We start from the raw sequence: 23,766 nt of genomic DNA, 5'->3' as shown, positions 1-23,766 counted from the left end.
CCGATCGGCGCGGCCCCTCGCAGCCGTGCCGATCCCGTCTCCCGCGGCGCCGAGGATGTTCATGCTGATCGCCCAGATCACCGATACCCATGTGACCACGCCGGATGTCGCGGTCGAGACGGGGATCGACGCGCTCGGTGCGCTGCGCCGCTGCGCCGAGCATCTCGCCGCGCTGTCGCCGCGGCCGGACCTGCTGCTGGTCACCGGCGACCTGGTCGACCGCGGCGACGTCGAATCGTACCGGCTGTTTCAGAAGGCGCTGGCGCCGCTGGGCCTGCCGATGCTGGCGATCCCCGGCAACCATGATTCGCGAGAGGCGATGCGCGAGGCCTTCGCCGGCCATGCCGGCATCGGCACCGACGGCCCGTTCCTCAACATCTCGGGCGAGACCGGCGGCCTGCGCCTGATCGGGCTCGACACCACTATCCCCGGCCGGATCGAAGGGCTGTTGTGCGACGACCGCCTGGAATGGCTCGACGCCCGGCTGTCCGAGGCGCCGCAGCAGCCGGCGCTGGTGTTCATGCACCACCCGCCCTTCGAGACCGGCCTGACCCGGATGGATGGCTGGCGCTGCGGCAATGGCGACGGCCTGGCCCGGGTGCTGGTCCGGCACCGCCAAGTGGTGCATGTGCTGTGCGGCCATGTCCATCGCGCGGTCGACACCACCTTCGCCGGCATCCCGGCCTCGATCGGGCCCAGCCCGTCGCATGCGGTCGGGTTCAATCTCGAGCAGGGGGCGGAGCTGACGGTCGGTATCGAGCCGCCGCTGGTCCGGCTGCTGTACTGGACCGGCAAGCGACTGATCTCGCACCTGTCGCCGATCGACGGGGTGCAGCGGCGCGTGTCGTGACGCGAGGAGAGGAGGCGGCCGTGCCTGATCCGGAGATCGTGCTGACAGATGTCGTCGACGACCGGCTCGAAGCCGTCATCAATGACGGGCTGAACGCCTATAACGACGCGGTCACCGGCTACAGCGACCGCCGGCCGCTCGCCGTGACGGTCAAGGATCCCGCGACCGGCGAGATCCTGGGCGGCGCCAAGGGGCGCACCTCGCTGGGGCTGCTGTTCGTCGAGCTGTTCTGGCTGCCGGAGACGCTACGCGGCTCGGGGCTGGGCAGCCGCATCCTGCGGATGATGGAGGAGGAGGGGCGGCGGCGCGGCTGCCGCTCCGCCATGCTCCTCACCATCAGCTTCCAGGCGCCGGACTTCTACCGCCGCCAGGGCTGGCGAGTGTTCGGCGAGATTCCCTGCGACCCGCCGGGCACCAGCCGAGTGTTCATGACCAAGGATCTCTAGCCCGCGACCGTGGCTCGCCGCATCAGGCTGACCGGCACCGTCTCCACCACCGCTGGCCGGGCGGGGTCCTCGGCCCGGCCCAGCATCAGCGCCACGGCGCGGGCGGCGATGCGGCCGGCATCCTGGCGGATCGTGGTCAGGCGATAGGGGGCCAGGCCGGCCGGGGTGACGTCGTCGAAGCCGATGATCGAGACATCGCGCGGGGCGGCGCGGCCTGCGGCCTTTGCCCCGTCCAGGAAGCCGCAGGCCAGCACGTCGCTGGCGCAGAACAGCCCGTCCAGCGGCGCGTCCCACGCCCGGGCGGCGGCCGCGGCGCCGGATTCGTGGTCGGGCCCGGCGGCGGCGATCGGGCGGAAGGTGGCGCGGCCGGCGGCCAGGGCCGGCGCCAGCGCGGCGACGAAGGCGGCGCTACGGGCCAGGCCGCTATAGGTGCCGCCCTCGACCCCGAGGAAGCCGAGATGCCGGCAGCCGGCTTCCAGCAGCGCCTGCGCCGCCAGCCGGCCACCGGTCTCGTTGTCCGACAGCACGGCGTCGACCCCCGGGATCGACACGGCGCGGTTCAGCGCCACCACCGGGATTCCCAGCCGGGCGCATTGCTCGGCCAGGGCGATCGGCGGCGCGCCGGAGGTCACCAGCACGCCGCTGACCCGGTATTGCAGGAAACGGGCGATGGTGCGGTCCAGCGCCGCTTCGTCGCCGACCTCGCTGACCAGCGACTGCAGGCCGCGGCCGTCGATCTCGCGCAGCAGCGCCTCGAACAGCGCCGCGCGGTAGGGGTCGGTGGCGCCGCGCACGACGATGCCGACCAGGTCGGAGCGCTGGCGGTTCATGCCGCGGCCCAGCATATTGACCTGGTAGCCCAGGGCTGAGGCCGCCTCCAGCACCCGCTCGCGGGTCTCGGCCGCCACCCGTGCCTGGCCGGACATGATGCGCGAAACCGTGGCACGCGACACCCCGGCCCGCTCCGCCACCGCCTGGGCCGTCACCGACCTTGTGCCGCTGTCCTGCTGCCGTCGCCCCAACCGACGCTCCCATGCCGAAGATCCAGGATAGCGCACACGTGTTCACGATGGCGAGGCGTCGTAAAGCCGAAATCGGCAGGCCTGGAGGAATGTCACCGGACCGTCACCAAACATTCATTTCCTTGAAAGCGTGCGGTGTCCAGGACCATGATAGAACCGCCGCCGGAGAGCGGTGCGGCCCATGTTCGGGTGTAGTGATAGATGAACACGTGTTCATAACTTTGCTGTCCGGGCGCCGCCGACCATCCTGCGGACTGGGAGGGATTGATGAAGAGGAAGTTGATTGGCCGGCTGGCAGGGCTGACGGCGCTGGTGCTGGCCGGGGCCGCGCAGGCGGACGAACTGGTGATCGCCGGCCGCGACGGCGTCTATGGCGACGCCCTGGCCTATGCCATCGACGCCTACAAGAAGGTATCGCCCGACACCGAGGTCGAGCTGCTGAAGCTGCCCTATGGCAGCCTGTACGAGAAGCTGGTGGTGTCGCTGCGCGGCGGCGCCGACGCCTATGACGTGATCGTGGCCGACGACACCTGGATGCCGGAATTCACCGCCAATGGCTGGCTGAAGCCGGTCACCGCCGATCTTTCGGGCGTGATCCCCAGCCTGACCGCTTTGTCCAAGGGCAAGGACGGGCAGGTGGTGGCGCTGCCCTTCGCCGGCAATGTCGAGATGTTCGCCTACCGCACCGACCTGTTCCAGGCGGCCGGCCTGGCCGCGCCGAAGAGCTGGAGTGACGTGCTCAAGGCGGCCGAGACGCTGAATGCCAGGGACCCGAATGTCGCCGGCGTGGTGTTCCGCGGCACCAAGGGCAACCCGATCGTGACCGGCTTCCTGCCGATCTTCTGGGCCAATGGCGGCGAGATCATCGACGGCTCGGGCAAGGCGGCGCTGGCGTCGCCGGCCGGGGTCAAGGCGCTGCAGCAGTTCCTGGCGCTGAAGGCCTATGCCCCGACCGGGGTCGAGACCTACAACGCCACCGAGGTGCGCGACGCGCTGCAGCAAGGCCGCGCCGCGATGGCGATCGAGGTCTGGCCGGCCTGGGTGCCGTCGCTGGACGACGCCGACAAGTCCAAGGTGGTCGGCAAGGTCGCGATCGGCCCGGCCCCGGGCGAGACCAAGGGCCCGGCGCCGATGCTGGGCATCTGGCAGGTGGCGGTGCCGTCGGGCGCGCCGAATGCCGAGGGCGCCCAGAAGTTCCTGGCCTTCCTGAACGGCGCCGACATGCAGAAGGAGTTGGCGCTGCGCTTCGGCCTGCCGCCGACGCTGACCGCGCTCTATGCCGACAAGGATCTGGTCGCCAAGTACCGCTGGTACCCGGACCAACTGAAGGCGCTCGAGGCCGGCGTGTCGCGGCCGCGGATCAAGCAGTGGCCGCAGGTCGAATCGATCCTCGGCGACTACCTGCAATTGGCCCTGGTCGGCCAGATGGCGCTGGAGGAGGCGCTGCAGAAGGCCTCGGCCGACATCGACACGGCGCTGGCGAAGAAGTAACCCGTAGCGGCCCCCTGTCCTGTCATCGCCGGGCTCGACCCGGCGATCCAGGGGCCACCAAGAGCGGTGTCTGCCGCCCTGGATGCCCGGGTCAAGCCCGGGCATGACAGGATAGGAATTCCGAAAGACCGTACAGACCGCCATGCTCTTCACCGACCGCCGGCAGCTCGTCCTGCTCCTGCTCCCCGCCGCGCTGCTGCTGGTCGTGTTCGCGCTCGCGCCCGTGGTGCAGGTCGCGGTCTACTCCTTCCAGGCGATCGACTTCGCAGCGGAGACCTCGCGCTGGGTCGGCCTCGCCAACTACGCCACGCTGTTCGGCGACTGGTTCTTCCGGGTCGACATCGGCAACACCGTCCGTTTTGCCGTCGTGGCCTCGCTGGTCCAGGTCGCGCTCGGCACCGCCCTCGCTTTGCTGCTGAACCGCGAGTTCCGCGGCCGCGGCGCGGTGCTGTCGGTCGTGGTCTATCCGATGATGCTGTCGACCCTGGTCTGCTCGGCGATCTGGCGGTCCTGGTTCCATTACGATGTCGGCGTGCTGAACGGCGCGCTGGGCTGGCTCGACCTGCCGCCGGTGGCATGGCTGTCCGATCCCGGCCTGGCGCTGTGGTCGGTGATGCTGGTCGACACCTGGCAGTGGACGCCGATGACGACGCTGATCGTCCTGGCCGGGCTGCAGTCGATCCCGCCCGAGATCGTGGAGGCGGCGCGCACCGACGGCGCCCGGCCCTGGGTGCTGCTGACCCGGATCGTGCTGCCGCTGGTGCGCGGCCAGATCTTCCTGGCCCTGCTGCTGCGCCTGATCGACACCTTCAAGCTGTTCGACAAGGTCTATGCCCTGACCGGCGGCGGCCCCGGCAACGCCACCGAGACGATGTCGATGTATGTCTACCAGAAGGGCTTCAAGTTCTTCGATGTCGGCCTCGCCGCCGCCGCCTCGGTGGTGATGATGGCGATCGCCTGCGCCCTGTGCGCCGTCTATGCCCTCCAGGCGATGCGAGGTTCGGCCAAGTGATCCGCCTGCGCCAGGTCATGCCCTATCTCGGCATCGCCCTGTTCGTGCTGGTCTTCGCCCTGCCGGTGGTGTGGATGGTCGGCGCCGCCTTCGAGGACCCGGCCCGCGCCGGCCGCGGCTTCCTGCCGACCGCGCCGACCCTCGACAACATCCGGGCGGTGCTCGCCGACGGCTTCCTGGTGCGGCTGAAGAACACCGCCATCGTCGCCTTCGGGGCGACCCTCTTGTCGCTCGCCGCCGGCTTCCTGGCCGCCTACGCCCTGGCCCGGTTCCGCTTCCCGAAGCGGCTCGACATCCTGTTCCTGCTGCTGGTGCTGGTGGTCAAGCTGATGCCGCCGATCGTGGTGGCGCTGCCGCTGCATGCGCTGCTGCTCGATCTCGGCCTGCTCGGCAGCCTGTCCGGGCTGGTGCTGGTGTACCAGCTCTACACCCTGCCCTTCTGCCTGTGGATGCTTCTGGGCTTCGTGCGCGAGGTGCCGGTCGAGATCGAGGCCGCGGCGGCGATCGACGGCGCCGGGCTGGGCCGCCGGCTGTGGCACATCGTGCTGCCGCTGGCCCTGCCCGGGCTGGTGGCGACGCTGATCTTCGCCCTGATCCTGTGCTGGAACGAGTTCCTGTTCGCGCTGCTGTACCTGCAGCGCCCCAGCCGCTTCACCTTGCCGCTCTACGTCGCCACCTTCATCACCGAGGACGAGACGCTGTGGGGCCGGCTGATGGCGATCGGCCTCTTGTCCTCGCTGCCGGTGCTGCTGGTCGCCGGCTATATCCAGAAGCACCTGCTGCGCGGCTTCGCCCACCAGGCCAAATAGCGGCACAACGGTGCCATCCGCGGCCATGGGTTGACGCTGCTGCCCCAGCAGGCCACAAGCCGCGCATTGCGGGTGCGGCGGAGCGGGCGATGGGCGAGCGGGACCTGACCGGGCGGGCGGTGGCGGATGCCATCCTGGCCGAGGTGGCGGCGGAGGTGCAGGCGCTGGGCGAGGCGCATTGGCCGCCGAAGCTGGTGTCGATCACGGTCGGCGACGAAAGCGCGGTCGACGTCTATGTCCGCAACCAGCGGCGCACGGCCGAGGGCGTTGGCATCGCCTTCGAGACAAGGCGCCTGCCGGAGCGGATCACGCAGGACGAGCTGCGCGCCGCGATCGCTGCGCTGAACGCCGACCCGCAGGTCAGCGGCATCATCCTGCAGCGCCCGGTGCCGAAGCACATCTCGATAAAGGCGATGCAGACGGCGATCCATCCGCTCAAGGATGTCGAGGGCATGAACCCGGCCTCGATCGGCAACATCGTCTACAACGAGCTGGAGCTGGCGCCGTGCACCGCGCTGGCGGCGGTCGAGATGCTGAAGCGCACCGGCCTGCAGCTGCAGGGGCTGGAGGCGGTGGTGATCGGCCATTCCGAGATCGTCGGCAAGCCGATCGCCTTCCTCCTGATGTCGGAAGGCGCGACGGTCACGGTCTGCCACCACATGACCCGGTCTCTGTCGGTGCATTCGCGCCGCGCCGATGCGGTGTTCGTCGCCGTCGGCAAGCCGAAGCTGGTCACCGGCGACATGATCAAGCCGGGCGCCGCGGTGATCGACATCGGCATCAACGAGGTGACGGACGACAACGGCAAGAGCCGGGTGGTCGGCGATGTCGACTATGACAGCGTTGCCCCGGTGGCCGGTTGGATCACCCCGGTGCCGGGCGGCGTCGGGCCGGTGACGGTGGCGGTCCTGATGCGCAACACCGTGGTCGCCACCCGCCGCCAGAAGGCGCATTACGAGGCCCGGCTGGGCGCGTCGACGTTCTAAGCTCCGCATGGCAGGCGGTGCCGTTGTCCACCAGTGTCGTATACGGTGTATGCGAATGGAGGCCCGGAGATGCTGACCCGACTGTTCAGAAGCGGCAACTCCCTGGCCGTGCGCATTCCCAAGGAGTTGGCCTTTGCCGACGCGGCGCAGGATGTGGAGATCGAACGCCGCGGCGACAGCCTGGTCATCCGGCCGGTGGGGTCCGGTTCGCTGGCCGGGGTGGCGCAGGCGTTCGCGTCCTTCCCGCCGGACTTCATGGCCGAAGGCCGGGAGCACTATGAGCAAAAGGAGAGAGACTGGGGCGATTCCTGAGCCAGCCACTTGGGAGTGGGGCATCGCGAGATAGGCGCGCGCATGCCGCGGCCGCAACCCAGTGGCGCTTGGAGGTGAGGTGCAAGCGGCCGGTGGCGGGTTTAAACCCGACATATGACGGCACCGGACCGAGCACAGCCCCAATTCGTGACGGAGCGGGATCCGCGGCTGCGCGTGATCATCCCGATGATCGTCGCCGTCGCCTTCCTGATGGAGCAGCTCGACTCCACCATCATCACCACCGCCATCCCGGACATGGCCGCCAGCCTGGACACCACGCCGCTGCGGCTGAACCTGGCGGTGACGACCTATGTCCTGACCCTGGCCGTGTTCATCCCGGTCAGCGGCTGGTTCGCCGACCGCTTCGGCGCGCGCCGGATCTTCGCCCTGGCGCTCGGCATCTTCACCCTCGGTTCGGCGCTGTGCGGCATGGCCGACAGCTTCGGCATGCTGCTGGCGATGCGGGTGCTGCAGGGGCTGGGCGGCGCCATGATGACCCCGGTCGGGCGGCTGATCCTGCTGCGCAGCTTCCCGCGGGCGCAGCTGGTCACGGCGATGACCTACATGACCCTGCCGGCGATCCTGGGGCCGGTGATCGGGCCGCTGCTCGGCGGCGTCCTCACCACCTACACGTCCTGGCGCTGGATCTTCTACGTCAACGTGCCCTTCGGCTGCGTCGGCATCCTGGCCGCGCTGCACTATTTCGATGACGTCAAGGGCGAGACGGTGACGCCGTTCGACTATACCGGCTTCGTCATGGTCGGGCTCGGCGTCGCCCTGCTGCAATACGGGCTCGAGAACATCGGCCGTCCGACCATCCCGGTCCTGGCGATCGTGGCGGTGCTGGCCGCCGCCATCCTGCTGCTGCTGGCCTTCGGCCGCTACGCCCGGCGGAAGGCCAATCCGGCGGTCGACATGACGCTGTTCCGGCTGCGCTCCTTCTGGGTCGGCACCCTGGCCGGCGGGCTGTGCCGGATCGGCTTGAACGGCGTGCCCTTCCTGCTGCCGCTGATGCTGCAGGTCGGCTTCGGCTTCAGCCCGGTGGTGTCGGGGTCGCTCACCTTCGTCAGCAGCCTGGGCGCGCTTCTGGTGCGGCCGGCACTGTCGCCGCTGCTGCGGCGGCTAGGCTTCGACCGGGTGCTGATCATCAGCGCCGCGCTCGGCTCCGTCGCCATCGCCGGCTTCGCCCTGATGCGGCCTGACACGCCGCACTGGGTGCTGCTCGGCTACATCTTCCTGTTCGGCCTGCTGCGGTCGATGCAGTTCATGACCTCGAACACCCTGTCCTATGCCGACATGCCGGGCGAGCGGCTCAGCCGCGCCACCAGCCTGGGCGGCGTGCTGCAGCAGCTCAGCGTCAGCTTCGGTGTCTCGATGGGGGCGATGCTGCTCGGCCTGGTCAGCTTCGAGAGCCATGTGCTGACGCCGGAACGCTTTCACGAGGCGTTCCTGCTGATGGCCGTGATCCCGCTGCTGTCGATCCCGGGCTTCTTGTATCTGCGGCCGGAGGACGGGGTGCAGGTCAGCGGGCACCAGCGGAAGTAGCCGCCTGCGGCGACGGTGGCCGTTGCCGTCCCTCGGTCCCTGCCGTTAGCTTTCTCCTCGGGGAGGGTTCGGCATGATGAAGCCCGTGGGCCGGATCGAGGGTGGCTCGGCCAGCCCTGTCCTGGGTCGCCCGGTCCTGGATCCGGCCAAGGCGGCCTGGAACGGCGGCATGCTGTTGGCGGCGCTGGCCTTCGCCGGCCCGCTGTTCAGCTGGTCCGCCCTGGCCATGTTCGTGGGCTCGACCTATGCCCTGCTGCTGGTCGGCCACAGCGTCGGCATGCACCGGCTGATGATCCACCGCACCTTCACCTGCTCCCGGCCGCTCGAACGGGCGCTGATCTATGCCGGGGTGCTGGTCGGCGTGGCCGGGCCGTTCGGGATCATCCGCATCCACGATACCCGCGACTGGGCACAGCGCCAGCCGGCCTGCCACGACTTCTTCGCCCATACCCGGACGCTCGCGCTCGACCTGCTGTGGCAGCTCGCCTACCGCTTCGAGTTCGAGCGGGCGCCGACGCTGACGATCGAATCGCATTGGGCCGACGATCCCTGGCTCCGGTTCATGGAGCGGAGCTGGCGGCTGCACCAGCTGCTGCCAGCGGTGCCGTTCTTCCTGATCGGCGGCTGGTCCTGGGTCGTCTGGGGTGTCTGCCTGCGGGTGTTCGTCAGCACAGCCGGCCACTGGACCATCACCTATTTCTGCCACAACCCGGGGCCTGGCCGCTGGCGGGTGCATGACGCTTCGGTGCAGGCCTCCAACCTGCCGGGGCTGGGCCTGCTGACCTATGGCGAGTGCTGGCACAACAACCACCACGCCTTCCCTGAATCCGCACGCATCGGCCTGGAACCGGGCCAGGCCGATCCCGGCTGGTGGTTCGTCCGCGGCCTGGAGCGGCTGGGGCTGGCGCACGAGGTCGGCCGCCCCCGCCCGGCGTCCAGCCGCGAGGATCTGGACGATCTCGGCCCAGGCCGTGACGCTGTTTAGGCTGCCGCGGCGGCGACGGGGATGGCGAGCGTCGACCAGACATCGCGCAGCGCTTCGACCAGCCGCGCCATCTGCAAATCGTCATGCAGCGGCGTCGGGGTGATGCGCAGGCGTTCGGCCCCGCGCGGCACGGTCGGGAAGTTGATCGGCTGGACGTAGATCCGGTGCCGGTCCAGCAGCAGGTCGCTGGCCGCCTTGCACAGCCGGGCGTCGCCGACGAAGACCGGCACGATATGGCTGGCCGACGGCATCACCGGCAGGCCGGCGGCACGCAGCAGGCGCTTCAGCGTCGCCGCCCGTTCCTGGTGCCGCTCGCGCTCGGCGCCGCTGGCCTTGAGGTGGCGGATCGCGGCCAGGGCCCCGGCCGCCACCACCGGCGGCAGCGAGGTGGTGAAGATGAAGCCGGGGGCGTGGCTGCGCAACGCGTCGACCAGCATGGCCGAGCCGGCGACATAGCCGCCCATCACGCCGAAGGCCTTGCCCAGCGTGCCCTCGATCACGGTCAGCCGGCGGGTCAGCCCGTCGCGCTCGGCGATGCCGCCGCCGCGCGGGCCGTACATGCCGACGGCGTGGACCTCGTCGAGATAGGTCATGGCGCCGTGCCGGTCGGCGACGTCGCAGATCTCGGCGATCGGCGAGATGTCGCCATCCATCGAATAGACGCTCTCGAACGCCACCAGCTTCGGCCGGTTCGCCGGGTATTCCGACATCAGCCGGTCCAGGTCGGCCGGGTCGTTGTGGCGGAAGATCCGCTTCTCGCAGCCGGAATGGCGGATGCCAGCGATCATCGAGGCATGGTTCAGCGCGTCGGAGAACACGACGCAGCCGGGGATCAGCTTCGCCAGGGTCGACAGCGAGGCGTCGTTGGAGACGAAGCCCGAGGTGAAGAGCAGCGCCGCCTCCTTGCCGTGCAGGTCGGCCAGCTCGGCTTCCAGCGCCCGGTGGTAGATATGGGTGCCGGAGATGTTGCGGGTGCCGCCGGCGCCGGCGCCGCAGCGCTCCAGCGCTTCATGCATCGCCGCCAGCACCGCCGGATGCTGGCCCATGCCGAGATAGTCGTTCGAGCACCAGACGGTGACGTCCGGCGCGCCGTCGAGGCCGTGATGGGCGGCGCGCGGGAAGGCGCCGGCGTGGCGTTCGAGCTCGGCGAAGATCCGGTAGCGGCCTTCGGCCTTCAGGGTCTCGATCGCCGTCCTGAAGATGTTCTCGTAGTCCATTCCACCGTCTCGCCGTGCCGCGGGCCGGGACCCGTGCAGGAAGTGTAACCCACCTGGCGTCGCCGCGTGAAATGGCACCATAGTCGAAGCACGCCGGGAGGCGAGCCCGCGGGCGGCTTCGGCGGCGATCCGCCGCATCAGTCGAAAGAATTTTCGGGACCCTGTCGGGACGCTCCCGGACCGTCCGTCCTCTGAGCATCGCCAACGAAGGAGGCCGACTTGGCCCAGCTCACCCAGAAGATCTCGCCGTTCCTGTGGTTCCTCGACGGCAAGGCCGAGGAAGCGGCCGAATTCTATGTCTCGGTCTTCGACAATTCGCGGATCACCTCCGTGCTGCGCAACGGCGACACCATGTCGGGGCCGAACGGCACCCCCCTGACCGTCGGCTTCCAGCTCGAGGGCCAGGACTTCACCGCCATCAACGGCGGCGGAGACTTCAAGTTCTCCTGGGCGGTCTCCTTCGTCGTGCTGTGCGAAACCCAGGAGGAGGTCGACCGGTACTGGGCCCGCCTGGTCGAGGGCGGCGGCGAGCACAAGCAGTGCGGCTGGCTGCAGGACCGGTTCGGCCTGTCCTGGCAGATCACGCCGAAGATCCTGCTCGAGCGGACCCACGACGCCGATCCGGCGAAGGCGGCCCGGGCGTTCCAGGCGATGCTGCAGATGACCAAGATCGACATCGCCGCGATCGAGCGGGCCTATCGCGGAGAGGCCTGACCGCCGCGCCCCCGGCCGGATCGCTACGGGCGTAGCCATTCCGCGCTGGGGCAACCCGCCCCGTTCATGCGACGAAGAGTATGCCCGGCGGGCTTTGCGCCCGCCGGCTTCGGCGTCATGATCCCCAGGCGTGGGATCGCAGGGACGGGTTGGGCTCGATGACGGTGCAGGATGCGGCGGCCAGGGTCGCGATGACTCCGCGCGGCCGGAAGAAGCGCGAGGCGATCCTCGACGCCGGGGTCAAGGTGTTCATGGCCGAGGGCTATGCCGCCAGCATGGACCGGGTGGCGGCCGAGGCCGGCGTCGCCAAGCAGACCCTGTACAGCCATTTCGGCAGCAAGGAGGGCCTGTTCCACGCCCTGTTCGATCGCTACAAGCAGCAGTCGCTGCGGGTGTTCGACCCGCAGGGCAACCTGGCGGCCGAGCTTGCCGCCTTCGGCGAGGACCTGCTGCGCCGGATTTTCGATCCCGAGATTCTCGGCGTGCAGCGGCTGATGATCGCCCAGGCCGGCGCCTTTCCCGATCTGGCCCGGATCTTCTACGCCGCCGGCCCGGGCCATGTCCGCGCGACGCTGGCCGCCTTCCTGCGCAACAGGATGGAAGCGGGCGTGCTGCGTCCCGACGATGCCGCGGCCGCGGCGGAAGACCTGATCGGGCTGCTGCAGGGCGGCCGGCGACAGCGTCATCTGTTCGGGGTCGAGCCGGCGCCGGAGCCGGCCGAGCTGCGCGGCATGGCCGAACGGGCCGTAACAATCTTTCTGCGTGCCTATACTACACGTTAAGGTCTTGTTTCGGCCCCTTGTTTCGCCGCAATTCCTGCTTACCTCCGAGGGCAAGGGGTGCCGATGGAGGAAGCAGATGGCGAAGTTCCGCTATTGGGGCGTATCGGTTCTCCTGAGCCTGGGCCAGGCCGACCTCGCCGTGGCGACCGAGCGGCCGCCCTATGATGATGCCCTGGCCGCCTATCTCGGCTCGGCCCGCGCGGCCAATGACGATACCGCTCTGGCCCCGCTCTATTTCTATCGCCCCGACAGCTTTGCCCGCGTCACCTTCATCGGCCATGTCGCGCCGGATGCGGTGCCGTCCTGGCGCGGCGTCGCCATCGACGGCGTCTGGCAGCCGGCGGTGACGCCGGACGACCTCGCCCCGCTGCTGCTGCCCGATACCGGCTGGGCGGCGGCGGACGAGGCGACGCGCGAGGCGATCGCCGTGCGCTGGGTCGAGGAGATCGTGCTGACCGGCGAGGTGCTGAAGAGCGGCGCCGACCTGGTGCCGCCCGCGCCGGACGGCGCCGTGGCGCCCGCTGCCGCCCGCACCCTGCCCGACGGCTCGATCGAGGTCAGCGGCTGGGTGTCGCATCTCAGCATCGCCGGCGAGATCGCCGACCCGTTCACCGTCCGGCTGGCGCCGGACGGGACGGTGTTGGCGTAGGCAGTTCCTACCCCCGCGGGCCCTCTCCAACCTGTCATCCTCGGGCTTGACCCGAGGATCCAGGGGCCTTCAAGAGCGGCTCTCGGTGGCCCCTGGATTGCCGGGTCAAGCCCGGCAATGACAATAAGGGGGAATCGCAGCAGCGGGTTCGTGATCGCCAGCCCAACCTACCCAGTTACTCCTGCGCCCCCAGCTCCTGGCCAACCAGCGTGACCCAGTAGGTCGAGCCCAGCGCCAGGATCTCGTCGTTGAAATCGTAATGCGGCGTGTGGACGTAGTGATAGCTGCCGTCCGGCTTCACGCCGTTGCCGATCATGATGAAGGCGCCGGGCCGCTTCTCCAGCATGAAGGAGAAGTCCTCGGCGCCGGTGATCAGCGGGATGCGGGTCGCCACCTTGTCGTCGCCGACGATCCGGCCCGCCACGCCGGCGGCGATGTCGGTCTGCTCCGGATGGTTGACCAGGGTCGGGTAGCGGCGGTCGTAATGCACCGCGGCGGTGCAGCCATAGGTGGCGGCCAGCCCTTCGGCGGTCTCGCGCAGCCGGCGCTCGATGGTGTCGCGCACCTGGGGCGAATAGCTGCGGGCCGTGCCGCTGACCACCACCTCGGGCGGGATGATGTTGGGCGATCCGGCCGAACCGCCGGAGATATGGCCGACGCTGATCACCGCCGGTTCGACCGACGGGATGTTGCGGCCGACGATGGCCTGCACCGCCAGGATGAAATGCGCCAGCACCACGGTCGGGTCGGTCGCCAGATGCGGGGCGGAGCCGCCATGGCCGCCGGTGCCGCCGAAGGTGACGGTCCAGGTGTCGGCCGCCGCCATCATCGGGCCGGGGCGGATGCCGAACTCGCCGACCGCGCGGCCGGGATTGTTGTGCATGCCGTAGACGGAATCGGCCGGGAAGCGGTCGAACAGCCCTTCCTCGACCATCAGCCGGCCGCCGCCCTGGCCCTCCTCGGCCGGCTGAAAGATGAAATGTACCGTGCCGGCGAAGTCCCGGTTCTCCGACAGGTAGCGGGCGGCGCCCAGCAGCATGGCGGTGTGCCCGTCATGGCCGCAGGCATGCATCTTGCCGGGCACTGTGGACGCATAGGGCAGGCCGGTCTTCTCCTCGATGAACAGCGCATCCATGTCGGCACGCAGCGCCACCGCCCGGTTGCCGGGCCGGGTGCCCTTCAGCGTGCCGACCACGCCGGTCTTGGCGATGCCCTCATGCGTCTCGATGCCCAGGCCGCGCAGCGTCTTCGCCACCAGCGCCGCGGTGCGCACCTCCTCGAAGCCGGTCTCCGGATGAGCGTGGATGTCGCGGCGGATGGCGATCAGCTCATCCTCATAGCCCTTGATCTCGGCCAGGATGTCCTTCGGCTCGGCGGTCACAATCGTCCCTCTCGGTTGGTGTCACTGCAATTGGGGAGGAGCCGAGCTTTGCAGGTTTTTCGGCCTGCGCCCAGGGTTGGCGGGCAACTCATGTGCACATCGGTTGCGTTCCGGCCCGCGCCGCGCCAGGATCGCGCCCTTCGTCGGGGAGGACCGCCGCGTGATCCTGGATTTCGGCTCGATCAACATGGATTTGGTGATGGCGGTGACAGTGCTGCCGCGGCCGGGCGAGACCGTGCTGTGCGACGGCTATGTCACCAAGCCCGGCGGCAAGGGGTCGAACCAGGCGGTGGCGGCGGCACGGGCCGGGGCAAAGGTGGCGATGGCCGGCGCGGTCGGCGATGACGGTTTCGGCCAGGTGATGCGCGCGACCCTGGCCAAGGAAGGCATCGACACCGCCCTGATCGCCACCAGCGACCGGCCGACCGGCGTCGCCTATATCTGTGTCGACGCCAAGGCCGAGAACTTCATCGCCGTCGGCAGCGGCGCCAACCTCGCGGTCCGCGCCGACCAGGTGCCCGACGACCGCCTGACGCCGGACACCCTCCTGGTGCTGCAGATGGAGCTGCCGCCGGAACAGAACTGGGCGCTGCTGCAGCGCGCCCGGGCCCGCGGCTGCCGCGCCATCCTCAACGTCGCCCCGGCCGCCGCGGTGCCGGAGGCGGCGCTGCGCGACCTCGACCTGCTGGTGGTGAACGAGCATGAGGCGCTGGCGATCGCCGGCGGGCTCGGTCTCGACACCTCCAGCCCCCGCGCCGCGGCCCAGGCGCTCAGCGGCCGGATGAGCCTGACCTGTGTCGTCACCCTCGGCGGCGAGGGCGCGATCGCCGTTGGCCCGCAGGCGAACTTCGCCGTGCCGGCGCTGCCGATCCAGCCGGTCGACACCACCGGCGCCGGCGACACCTTCACCGGCGTGCTGGCGGCCGGGCTCGATGCCGGGCTGCCGCTCGACCAGGCGCTGCGCCGGGCCTCGACCGGTGCCGCCCTGGCCTGCCTCGCCCTCGGCGCGCAGGAGAGCATGCCGACCGCCACGGCAATCGACGCCGCCCTGCCGCGGCTGGGCCCGACCACCGCGATCGGGTGAGCGGTCTACGTCTCTTCCGGCTCGGTGGTGAACAGCAGCGGATAGCCCAGCTTGCGGGCGGCATCGGTCGCCCGCGTCGCCTTGGTCTCGGCGACTTCCTTGGGATAGACCGCGATGACGCAGACGCCGCGCCGATGCGCCGTCATCATCACCCGGTGGGCCTCGTCCTCGCTCATCCGGAACTCGCCCTTCAGCACCACGACCACGAATTCGCGCGGCGTGTAGTCGTCGTTCAGCAGGATGACCTTGTGCAGCCGCGGCCGCTGGGTCTTCGGCCGGGTGTCGATGCGGGGTTTGGTCGTGAAGTCGCTCATCGGCTGCTCCTGGCCGCGGCGGAGATTCGGCGGCAGCTTGTCACGCTCGGAACCGCCCGTCCACCGCCCCGGGCAGCGGCCGGTTGCCGCCCCTGTACCTGCGCCGGGTTGCCCCGGCGGCGCGGACGGACCAGTATCGGGGTTTCGCCATCCCAGCCAGCGCAAGACGAGACCGACCGATGCCCGTCATCAATTCGATCGCCGCCCGCAAGGAGGAGATGACCGCCTGGCGGCGCGACCTCCACGCCCATCCCGAGCTCGGCTTCGAGGAGGTGCGGACCTCCGGCATCGTGGCGGAGAAGCTGGCCTCCTGGGGCATCGAGGTGCATCGCGGCCTGGCCAAGACCGGGGTGGTCGGCGTGCTCAAGGGGCGGACCGACAGCGGCCGCACCATCGGCCTGCGCGCCGACATGGACTGCCTGCCAATGGACGAGGTCAACGACTTCGCCCACAGATCGACCGTGCCCGGCAGGATGCATGCCTGCGGCCACGACGGCCACACCACCATGCTGCTCGGCGCCGCCCAGTACCTGGCCGAGACGCGGAACTTCGACGGCACCGTGCACTTCATCTTCCAGCCGGCGGAGGAAGGCGGCGGCGGCGGCGACGTGATGGTCCGCGAGGGGCTGTTCGACCGCTTCCCCTGCGACGAGGTCTACGGCCTGCACAACTGGCCGCTGCTGCCGGCCGGCACGGTCGGGGTGCGGCCCGGCCCGATGATGGCGGCGGCCGACATGTTCGACATCAGGATCCGCGGCGTCGGCGGCCATGCCGCGATCCCGCAGTCGGCGAAGGACCCGGTGGTGATCGCGGCCCAGCTGGTCGGCGCGTTGCAGACCCTGGTCAGCCGCAACACCAACCCTATGGATTCGGCGGTGCTGTCGATCACCCAGATCCACACCGGCAGCACCCACAACGTGATTCCGGACGAGGCCTATCTGAACGGTACAGTGCGGACCTTCCGGCCCGAGGTGCAGGCGATGATGGTCACCGGCATCCGGCGCATCGTCGACGGCATCGCCACCGCCTTCGACGTCGCGATCGAGATCGACTACCAGTACGGCTACCCGGCGACGGTGAATCATGCCGAGCAGGCCGAGACCGCGGCGCGGGTGGCGGAGACGGTGGTCGGCGCGGGCAATGTCCAGCGCGACGTCGAGCCGTCGCTGGGCGGCGAGGACTTCGCCTATCTGCTGAACGCCCGGCCGGGCGCCTATCTGTTCCTCGGCCAGGCTGGCGGCGCTTCGGGGGCGATGATCCATAACCCGCATTACGACTTCAACGACGAAGTCCTGCCGCTCGGCGCCTCGCTGCTGGCGGGTCTGGTCGAGAGCCAGCTGAAGGCGGGCTGAGTAGGTTGGGTTCGCCATGGGCGAACCCAACCTTTTGCTCCTCAAACTGTCATGCCCGGGCTTGACCCGGGCATCCAGAGACTGTCGACATTTCCTGGATTGCCGGGTCAAGCCCGGCAATGACAGGAAGGGGAAATCGCATCGTGTTGGGTTCGCGGACGCGAACCCAACCTACCTGGGCCTACCGCACCTGATCCGGCGGGACCGCGACGCCCTGCGCGTCCCAGGCTGCGGCGGCGCCGCGGTGAAAGGGCATGGCGCGGTTGGTCAGCGGGTCGAGCGCCGGCGAGGCTTCGAAGCCGGCGGTCTCGGCCAGCGAAGACGCCTCGCCGACCGCGATCTCGGTGGCACGGCGGGCGACGTCCTCCGGCAGCGCATCGGTCGCGACCAGCCAGGTCCACATGCCGGCGCTGGGCGGCAGCGGTTGCGGCGGCAGGGCGGCCGGAGCGGGAGCCGTTGCGGGATTGGTTACGGCAGCCGGATCCGCGGACGCCGGTGGCGCGGGCGGCAGCGGCACCGCGGCGGCGGYCACGCCGGGGATCACGCCGGCGACCGTGGCGATCTCGGCCGCGGAAAGGCCGAAGGTCACGGCAGGCTGCGCCGGCGGCAGGGCGAAAGGCTCCAGGCCGGTGACCGCGACCGCGTCGATCTTCTTGTCGGCGACCTGCTTGGCGACCTCTGCCAGCGGCAGGCGCCGCAGCGTCGCTTTGATGTCCAGCGCCTTCAGCATCGGCTCGGTCAGGGCGTCGTCGGTGGCCAGCGCCACCCGTTTGCCGGCGAGGCCGGCGGCGCCGGTGATGTCGCTGCCCGCCGGCACCACGAAGCGCAGCACCGCGGCCGGCGCCACGGGCGCCAGGGCGCGCAGATGGTCGAACTTCATGCCCGGCGCCATCGGGCTGGTGCCGCCCCACGCCGCGGCGGCGACGTCGAGCGAGACCAGGCCGATCGCCACCCGGCCGCTCTGCAGCAGCGCGACATTCGGCAGCGAACCGGCGGTGATCGCCTCCGACACCGGCTGGTCCGCCTTCAGCCGCTCGACGAAGGCGCTGCCCCAGCGGCCGAGCGGCGAGTTCACCGGCGCGGTGGCGACGATGATCTCGGCCTTCGGATCGGTGCTTTGCGCCCCGGCGCCGGGGGCGGCGAGGCCGAGGAGGAGGATGGCCAGGCCGGCGAGGAGGGGGGCGCGCGAAGAGGGCATCGTCGATCCGGAATGGTGGGTACCGGTGGCAAGGCTAGCGGTCGGCCGCGCTTTCCGCCAGAAGCAGCTCCGGAACATCGCGGCGCAGGTCTTCGTTCCTGACGGTTCGCGACCCGTTCCGATTGGATTTCCGCCCGCCGGTCCCCATCATTATCGGTGATGGACACGAAGTCATGACCGGCCCCGACGACAAGCTGCCTGCCGGCCGGAACCGGTCGGAGGTGGACGCCTTCCTGCGCCGGGTGGCGGCAACGCCGGCGCAGCGCCAGGACGGGCGGCGCGGCCGGCTGATCTTCGCGCTCGACGCGACACAGAGCCGCGAGGACACCTGGGACCGCGCCTGCCGCCTGCAGGGCGAGATGTTCACCGAGACCGCGGCGCTGGGCGGGCTGGACCTGCAGTTGGTGTTCTACCGCGGCTTCGGCGAGTGCAAGTCCACCGCCTGGGTCTCCGACGGGACCGAGCTGGCGCGTCTGATGAGCAAGGTGCGCTGCCGCGCCGGCGAGACCCAGCTCGGGCGGGTGCTGTCTCATGCCGAGGCGGAGGCCGGCCGCGGCAAGGTCGACGCCCTGGTCTTCGTCGGCGACGCTTTCGAGGAATCGCTCGACCCGGTCTGCGCCCAGGCCGGCCGGCTGGCGCTGCGCGGCGTGCCGGTGTTCCTGTTCCATGAGGGGCCCGACCCGCTGGCCGCCCGCGCCTTCCGCGAGATCGCGCGGCTGACCCGCGGTGCCTATTGCCCGTTCGATGCCTCAAGCCCGGGCCAGCTGCGCGACCTGCTGGCCGCCGTCGCGGTCTATGCCGCCGGCGGCCGCCCGGCGCTGGAGGATCTCGGCCGCCGCCGCGGCGCCGCGGTCACGGCGCTGATCGGGCGGATGGGAGGCTAGGCGACCACAGTGCTCCAGCTCCTCATCCTGGTCGTGGCGCTCGGCCTCGGGCTGCCGCTGCTCGCCGGTTGGTTCGCCAACACCCAGCCGAAGCAGGTGATCCGCGGCGCGCGCTGGGGCGGCATCGTGCTGCTGGCAGGGCTCGGCCTGTTCCTGCTGCTGACCGGGCGCCTGTCCGGCCTGCTCGCCGTGCTCGGCGCCGCGATCCTGTGGCTGCAGCGCCTGTCGCCACTCCTGATCCAGGGGCTGCCCTGGTTCCTGCGCTGGCGCCGCGGGCGCCAGACCGCGGCCGGGCCGACGCCCGGCGGCGTCTCGCGGCTGAAGACGCGCAGCCTCGACATCCAGCTCGACCACGCCAGCGGCGCGATGGACGGCTATGTGGTGCGCCCGGGGCCGCTGGAGGCGCGCAGCCTGGCCTCGCTGCCGCTGCCGGCGCTGCTGCGCCTGCTGTTCGAGTGCCGTGCCGACGACCCCGATTCGGCGCGGGTGCTGGAGACATATCTGGATCGCCGCTTCGGGGCCGACTGGGCGAAGCAGGATCCGTCCGGCCCACGGCAGCAGGGAATGTCGGAGGCCGAGGCCTATGCCCTGCTGGGCCTCGGCGCCGGCGCCTCGCCCGCGGCGGTGAAGGCGGCGCATCGGCGGATGATGAAGCAACACCATCCGGACCGCGGCGGCTCCGCCGACTTTGCGGCCAGGCTCAACGCCGCCCGCGACCGCTTGCTCGGGACCTGAGGCCTACTCCCCCGGCGCGACCCGGGGCGAGCCGGGCTGCTCCGCCGGCACCGGGGCGACAGCGTGGCCGGAGACCTCGGCCCCGGCATCGGGGGCGAGGCGCATGAACATCAGCACCGAACACAGCGACAGCAGGCCGACCACGAAGAAGGCCCAGGAGAAGTCGGTCGCCTGCAGCGTGGTGCCGCCATGCAGCATCAGCGTCAGGTTCAGCAGCACCGCGCCGGTGGCGACGCCCAGGCTGGCCGACAGCTGCTGCGCCGTGCTCGAGAAGCTGGAGGCGCGGCTCATCTTCTGCGGCGGGATGTCGGCGAAGGCCAGGGTGTTCAGGCTGGTGAACTGCAGCGACCGGAAATAGCCGCCGGCCAGCAGCAGCGCCATGATCAGCAGATGCGGCGTGTCGGCCCGGAACAGCGAGTAGCTCATCAGGAAGACCGAGCTGATCACCGCGTTCCACACCAGCACCCGGCGGAAGCCGAAATGGCGGATGATCCGGGTGGCCGTCATCTTCATGCACAGCGCCCCCGCAGCACTGATGAAGGTCAGCATGCCGGATTCGAACGGGGTCATGCCGAAGCCCAGCTGCAGCATCAGCGGCAGCAGGAACGGGATGGCGCCGATGCCGACCCGGAAGATGGTGCCGGCGACCACCGAGATGCGGAAGGTGCGGACATGCAGCAGCGTCAGGTCGATGATCGGCGCCGGCACCCGGTGGGCGTGCCTGACATAGAACCAGAGTGAGCCGAGGCCGATGACGAACAGGGCGCCTGTCACCGGCAGCGGCACGATCGATCGGCCCAGCGTCTCGAAGCCGAACACCAGGCAGCCCAGGGCGACGCCGGACATCAGCAGGCCCCGAACGTCGAACGGGGTGCGCTCCTCCTCCCGCACATCATCGATGAACAGCGTCACCAGGATCACGCCGATGATGCCGATCGGGACATTGATGAAGAAGATCAGGCGCCAGGAGCTATAGGTGGTGATGAAGCCGCCCAGCGGCGGGCCCAGCACGGGCCCCAGCAGCGCCGGGGTGGTCAGATAGGCCATGGCCCGCACCAGCTCGGCCTTCGACACGCTGCGCAGCAGCACCAGCCGGCCGACCGGCACCATCATGGCGCCGCCCATGCCTTGGATGATTCGCGCGCCGACCAGCTCGACCGTCGAATTGGACAGACCGCAGAGGATCGAGCCGAGGGTGAAGACGATGATGGCGGCGCGGAACACGTTCTTGGCGCCGAAGCGGTCCGCTACCCAGCCGCTGGCCGGGATGAAGACCGCGAGGCTGAGCAGGTAGGAGGTGATGGCGAGGCTGAGATGCAGTGGGTCCGTGCCGAAGGATTTGGCGATCTGCGGCAGCGAGGTCCCGATCACCGTCGAATCGAGATTCTCCATGAACAGCGCGCAGGCGATGATCAGCGGGATCAGCACTTGGCGCGGAAGGCGGGTGGTCATGTCTCAAGGCCGCGGCGGCGCGGCCCCCTCGGGCGTGCGGGATCCGGTTCTCTACTCGTCTGATGAGATGGAATCCTGCGCGCCAAACCCGCAATGGAGGCATGCAAGTTTCGGACGTCAGGCCCCCATGCCATATCCGGTGAGTCGACCCGGGCCATAATCCCGCTGGCGCGCGCTCCAACCAACCCTTCAGTTGTCATCCTCGGGCTTGACCCGAGGATCCAGGGGCCACCCAGAGTGGCATCGACAGTCTCTGGATTGCCGGGTCAAGCCCGGCAATGACAGTTTAAGATTTGGAGCCGTTCTTCTTACCCCTCACCGCCATAGCGCCGGCGCAGATGCGCCTTGAACACGGCGGCGTCGAGCGGCCGGCCGGTGGCGCGGGTCAAAAGCTCGTCGGTCTCCCAGCGCGAGCCCTGGTCGTGAATATTGGCGCGCAGCCAGCCGACCAGCGGCGCGAAGTCGCCGCGGCCGATCGCGGGCAGGATGTCCGGCTCGGCCCGGTTGGCGGCGTCGAAGATCTGCGCCGCGGTCATGGCGCCCAGCGTGTAGGTCGGGAAATAGCCCCAGCCGCCGCTCGGCCAGTGGATGTCCTGCAGGCAGCCCAGCCGGTCGTCCGGCGGCACCACGCCCAGCAGCGCCTGCATGCCGTCGTTCCAGGCGGCGGGCAGGTCGGCCAGGGGCAGCTCGTCGGCGATCATCGCCTTCTCCAGCCGGTAGCGCAGGATGACATGGGCGGGGTAGGTCACCTCGTCGGCGTCGACCCGGATGAAGCCGCGCTCGACCCGGGTGTAGTGACGCCACAGCGCCTCCGCCTCCCAGGCCGGGCCGCTGCCGCCGAAGGCGTCGCGCATCTGCGCCGCGGCGAAGGCGATGAACTCGCGGCTGCGGCAGGCCTGCATCTCCATCAGCAGCGACTGACTCTCATGCAGGCTCATGCCGCGGGCCTGGCCGACCGGCTGGCTCATCCAGGCCTGCGGCCGGCCCTGCTCGTAGAGCGCGTGGCCGGTCTCGTGCAGCACGCCCATCAAAGCGCGGGTGAAGTCGGTCTCGTCGTAGCGGGTGGTGATGCGGACGTCGTTGTCGGCGCCGCCGCAGAACGGGTGGGTGGAGACGTCCAGCCGCCCGCGCTCGAAATCGTAGCCCAGCACCCCCATCATGGCGACGCCCAGCGCCCGCTGCGACTCGACCGGGAACGGGCCCTCCGGCCGCGGCGTGGCCGGCCGGCGCGCCTGGGCGGCCAGCACCTCCTCGGTGAATCCGGGCAGGAAGTCGGCCAGATCGTCGAACAGCGCGTCGATCCGCTCCGACCGGCCGCCGGGCTCGTAGTCGTTCAAGAGGGCGTCATAGGCCGACAGGCCCAGCGCCTCGCCCTTGGCGCGGCCAATCTCGCGCTGCAGCCGCAGCACCTCCTGCAGCTTCGGCAGCAGCGATGCGAAATCCGAATCGGCGCGGGCCTGGCGCCACGCCATCTCGCAGGCCGACACCGCCTTGCTCGAGGCCTCGACCAAATCGGCCGGCAGCACGGTCTGCACCGTCCACAGCCGCCGGATCTCGCGCAGATTGGCGCGCTCCCAATCGCCCAGCCGGTTGTCTGCCTCGGCTTCGGGCAGCCAGTCGGCCAGGCGCGGATCGGTGACCATGCCGTGGCGCAGCACCTGCAGCAGCGCCAGGCTCTCCGCCCGGGTCTCGGCGGCGCCCTTCGGCATCATCGTGGCGTTGTCCCAGTCGAGGATGCCGATGGCGTTGGACAGCGCGGCGATGCGGCCGAAATGGGCGGCGATCTCGGAATAGGTGGTCATGCGTCGGGTCCTTTCCGGGCGGTGCGGCCGCGCCGCAGATGGTGCAGCAGGTAGATCGCGATCAGAATCACGGCGAAGCCGAACCAGGTGATCGCATATTGCAGATGGTCGTTCGGCAGATTGATTTGGGTCTGGCCGCCGATCGGGGGGCGGGCGCGGCCAGCACTTGCTTCCGGGCCGGCCGACTGTTCGACCACGATCGGCGCCACTTCGTCCAACCCGGCCGCGGCGGCCATGGTCGGCAGGTCGGTCCAGAACCATTCATTGGTGGCCGGGCTGTTGTCGGGCTGCATCCAGCCCTGCGGCAGCGGGCGGCGGGCCACGCCCTCGACCGTCACCGTCCCCTCGGGCGGCGGGTCGTAGGCGGCGGGCTTGCCGTCGGGGCCGAGCGGCACCCAGCCGCGGTTGATCATGACAGCCGGGCCGCCGTCGTCGCGAAGCAGCGGCGTCACCACCTGGATGCCGGCGGCGCCGTCATGCACGCGGGCCAGCAGCGGGAAGGCATGGAGGGCGTCTAAGCGGCCGGTGACGGTGACCCGGCGGTAGTCGAAGCCGGGATCGTCGATCCGGGCCGGAAGCGGCACCGGCGGGGCGGCCAGGCCGCGCTCGATCCGGTCGATCAGGTCGGTCTTCCAGGCCAGGCGCTCGAGCTGCCAGATGCCGAGCCCGAGCATCAGGGCGAGGGCAGGGATCAGGAAGACGGTCGGCCAGAACTCCGGCCGGAAACCCCGCACGGTCATGATG

The 23,766-nt window shown here is 70.1% G+C and carries 24 protein-coding genes; 16 read left to right on the top strand and 8 right to left on the bottom strand.

What is annotated here, in order from left to right; translation table 11 throughout:
• Window positions 1–61 precede the first annotated feature (61 nt).
• Both AB4Z01_RS08330 and AB4Z01_RS08325 read left to right on the top strand, forming a co-directional pair.
• Window positions 62–850 (top strand): phosphodiesterase, encoded by a 789-nt coding sequence (locus tag AB4Z01_RS08330; protein ID WP_441692369.1) that lies wholly within the window; start codon window positions 62–64, stop codon window positions 848–850.
• A gap of 20 nt (window positions 851–870) precedes the next feature.
• Window positions 871–1,296: a GNAT family N-acetyltransferase gene (locus AB4Z01_RS08325; protein WP_441692367.1), complete on the top strand. Its 426-nt coding sequence runs from the start codon at window positions 871–873 to the stop codon at window positions 1,294–1,296.
• On the opposite strand, the gene AB4Z01_RS08320 is transcribed toward AB4Z01_RS08325, so the two are convergent.
• The gene (locus AB4Z01_RS08320; RefSeq protein ID WP_441692365.1) at window positions 1,293–2,318 is read right to left on the bottom strand and encodes a LacI family DNA-binding transcriptional regulator; all 1,026 of its coding nucleotides are present in this window, start codon (window positions 2,316–2,318) and stop codon (window positions 1,293–1,295) included. The genes AB4Z01_RS08325 and AB4Z01_RS08320 overlap by 4 nt on opposite strands.
• A 267-nt stretch (window positions 2,319–2,585) precedes the next feature.
• Between AB4Z01_RS08320 and AB4Z01_RS08315 the strand changes: the two genes are divergently transcribed.
• The 7 genes from AB4Z01_RS08315 to AB4Z01_RS08285 all read left to right on the top strand — a co-directional run bounded on the left by AB4Z01_RS08315 (window position 2,586) and on the right by AB4Z01_RS08285 (window position 9,458).
• Window positions 2,586–3,809, top strand: coding sequence for an ABC transporter substrate-binding protein (locus AB4Z01_RS08315; protein ID WP_441692364.1), 1,224 nt, complete (start codon window positions 2,586–2,588; stop codon window positions 3,807–3,809).
• 142 nt (window positions 3,810–3,951) lie between these two features.
• Window positions 3,952–4,821, top strand: a complete 870-nt coding sequence (locus AB4Z01_RS08310) for a carbohydrate ABC transporter permease (RefSeq protein ID WP_441692363.1) — start codon at window positions 3,952–3,954, stop codon at window positions 4,819–4,821.
• Window positions 4,818–5,630: a carbohydrate ABC transporter permease gene (locus tag AB4Z01_RS08305; RefSeq protein WP_441692362.1), complete on the top strand. Its 813-nt coding sequence runs from the start codon at window positions 4,818–4,820 to the stop codon at window positions 5,628–5,630. Before AB4Z01_RS08310 ends, AB4Z01_RS08305 begins: the two co-directional genes overlap by 4 nt.
• 89 nt (window positions 5,631–5,719) lie before the next feature.
• Window positions 5,720–6,616, top strand: coding sequence for a bifunctional 5,10-methylenetetrahydrofolate dehydrogenase/5,10-methenyltetrahydrofolate cyclohydrolase (locus AB4Z01_RS08300; RefSeq protein WP_441692361.1), 897 nt, complete (start codon window positions 5,720–5,722; stop codon window positions 6,614–6,616).
• 69 nt (window positions 6,617–6,685) lie between these two features.
• Window positions 6,686–6,928, top strand: a complete 243-nt coding sequence (locus tag AB4Z01_RS08295; protein ID WP_441692360.1) for an antitoxin — start codon at window positions 6,686–6,688, stop codon at window positions 6,926–6,928.
• Between the two features lie 147 nt (window positions 6,929–7,075).
• A complete protein-coding gene (locus AB4Z01_RS08290; protein WP_441692358.1) occupies window positions 7,076–8,473 on the top strand; it encodes a DHA2 family efflux MFS transporter permease subunit in 1,398 nt (465 codons plus the stop codon).
• 73 nt (window positions 8,474–8,546) lie between these two features.
• Entirely contained in the window at window positions 8,547–9,458 is a 912-nt protein-coding gene (locus AB4Z01_RS08285) for an acyl-CoA desaturase (RefSeq protein WP_441692357.1), read from the top strand.
• Here the strand turns inward: AB4Z01_RS08285 and hemA are convergent.
• Entirely contained in the window at window positions 9,455–10,675 is a 1,221-nt protein-coding gene (gene hemA / locus AB4Z01_RS08280) for a 5-aminolevulinate synthase (RefSeq protein ID WP_441692355.1), read from the bottom strand. The genes AB4Z01_RS08285 and hemA overlap by 4 nt on opposite strands.
• 219 nt (window positions 10,676–10,894) lie before the next feature.
• On the opposite strand from hemA, the gene AB4Z01_RS08275 reads away from it, so the two are divergent.
• The 3 genes from AB4Z01_RS08275 (at window position 10,895) to AB4Z01_RS08265 (ending at window position 12,820) form a co-directional block, all read left to right on the top strand.
• On the top strand, window positions 10,895–11,389 hold the full coding sequence (locus AB4Z01_RS08275; RefSeq protein ID WP_441692354.1) for a VOC family protein: 495 nt from the start codon (window positions 10,895–10,897) through the stop codon (window positions 11,387–11,389).
• A gap of 158 nt (window positions 11,390–11,547) precedes the next feature.
• Window positions 11,548–12,171, top strand: coding sequence for a TetR/AcrR family transcriptional regulator (locus AB4Z01_RS08270; protein ID WP_441692353.1), 624 nt, complete (start codon window positions 11,548–11,550; stop codon window positions 12,169–12,171).
• 76 nt (window positions 12,172–12,247) lie between these two features.
• A complete protein-coding gene (locus AB4Z01_RS08265) occupies window positions 12,248–12,820 on the top strand; it encodes a hypothetical protein (RefSeq protein ID WP_441692352.1) in 573 nt (190 codons plus the stop codon).
• 175 nt (window positions 12,821–12,995) lie between these two features.
• Here AB4Z01_RS08265 and AB4Z01_RS08260 read toward each other — a convergent pair whose 3' ends face one another.
• Complete coding sequence (locus AB4Z01_RS08260) at window positions 12,996–14,201, bottom strand: M20 aminoacylase family protein (RefSeq protein WP_441692350.1); 1,206 nt, start codon at window positions 14,199–14,201, stop codon at window positions 12,996–12,998.
• A 160-nt stretch (window positions 14,202–14,361) separates the two neighbouring features.
• On the opposite strand from AB4Z01_RS08260, the gene AB4Z01_RS08255 reads away from it, so the two are divergent.
• Window positions 14,362–15,285, top strand: coding sequence for a ribokinase (locus AB4Z01_RS08255; RefSeq protein ID WP_441692348.1), 924 nt, complete (start codon window positions 14,362–14,364; stop codon window positions 15,283–15,285).
• Window positions 15,286–15,290: 5 nt separating this feature from the next.
• Here AB4Z01_RS08255 and clpS read toward each other — a convergent pair whose 3' ends face one another.
• Window positions 15,291–15,599, bottom strand: coding sequence for an ATP-dependent Clp protease adapter ClpS (clpS, locus tag AB4Z01_RS08250; protein WP_441692346.1), 309 nt, complete (start codon window positions 15,597–15,599; stop codon window positions 15,291–15,293).
• Between the two features lie 179 nt (window positions 15,600–15,778).
• On the opposite strand from clpS, the gene AB4Z01_RS08245 reads away from it, so the two are divergent.
• Window positions 15,779–16,951: a M20 aminoacylase family protein gene (locus AB4Z01_RS08245; RefSeq protein ID WP_441692344.1), complete on the top strand. Its 1,173-nt coding sequence runs from the start codon at window positions 15,779–15,781 to the stop codon at window positions 16,949–16,951.
• Window positions 16,952–17,132: 181 nt separating this feature from the next.
• Here the strand turns inward: AB4Z01_RS08245 and AB4Z01_RS08240 are convergent, their stop codons facing one another.
• The gene (locus AB4Z01_RS08240; RefSeq protein ID WP_441692342.1) at window positions 17,133–18,149 is read right to left on the bottom strand and encodes a TAXI family TRAP transporter solute-binding subunit; all 1,017 of its coding nucleotides are present in this window, start codon (window positions 18,147–18,149) and stop codon (window positions 17,133–17,135) included.
• A 173-nt stretch (window positions 18,150–18,322) separates the two neighbouring features.
• On the opposite strand from AB4Z01_RS08240, the gene AB4Z01_RS08235 reads away from it, so the two are divergent.
• Both AB4Z01_RS08235 and AB4Z01_RS08230 read left to right on the top strand, forming a co-directional pair.
• On the top strand, window positions 18,323–19,033 hold the full coding sequence (locus AB4Z01_RS08235; protein WP_441692340.1) for a VWA domain-containing protein: 711 nt from the start codon (window positions 18,323–18,325) through the stop codon (window positions 19,031–19,033).
• A gap of 9 nt (window positions 19,034–19,042) precedes the next feature.
• Window positions 19,043–19,768 (top strand): J domain-containing protein, encoded by a 726-nt coding sequence (locus AB4Z01_RS08230; RefSeq protein ID WP_441692339.1) that lies wholly within the window; start codon window positions 19,043–19,045, stop codon window positions 19,766–19,768.
• Window positions 19,769–19,771: 3 nt separating this feature from the next.
• Here AB4Z01_RS08230 and AB4Z01_RS08225 read toward each other — a convergent pair whose 3' ends face one another.
• The 3 genes from AB4Z01_RS08225 to AB4Z01_RS08215 all read right to left on the bottom strand — a co-directional run bounded on the left by AB4Z01_RS08225 (window position 19,772) and on the right by AB4Z01_RS08215 (window position 23,762).
• Window positions 19,772–21,220: a DHA2 family efflux MFS transporter permease subunit gene (locus AB4Z01_RS08225; protein ID WP_441692337.1), complete on the bottom strand. Its 1,449-nt coding sequence runs from the start codon at window positions 21,218–21,220 to the stop codon at window positions 19,772–19,774.
• Window positions 21,221–21,528: 308 nt separating this feature from the next.
• Window positions 21,529–23,022: a carboxypeptidase M32 gene (locus AB4Z01_RS08220; protein ID WP_441692335.1), complete on the bottom strand. Its 1,494-nt coding sequence runs from the start codon at window positions 23,020–23,022 to the stop codon at window positions 21,529–21,531.
• Window positions 23,019–23,762, bottom strand: a complete 744-nt coding sequence (locus AB4Z01_RS08215; protein WP_441692333.1) for an SURF1 family protein — start codon at window positions 23,760–23,762, stop codon at window positions 23,019–23,021. The genes AB4Z01_RS08220 and AB4Z01_RS08215 overlap by 4 nt, the downstream gene beginning before the upstream one ends.
• Window positions 23,763–23,766: the final 4 nt, after the last annotated feature.

Origin of the sequence: Inquilinus sp. YAF38 (assembly GCF_052113205.1) — a bacterium.
Classification (GTDB): Bacteria; Pseudomonadota; Alphaproteobacteria; order DSM-16000; family Inquilinaceae; genus Inquilinus.
Note: the sequence above shows the minus strand (reverse complement) of the source record. Positions and strands in the feature narration are given on the sequence as shown.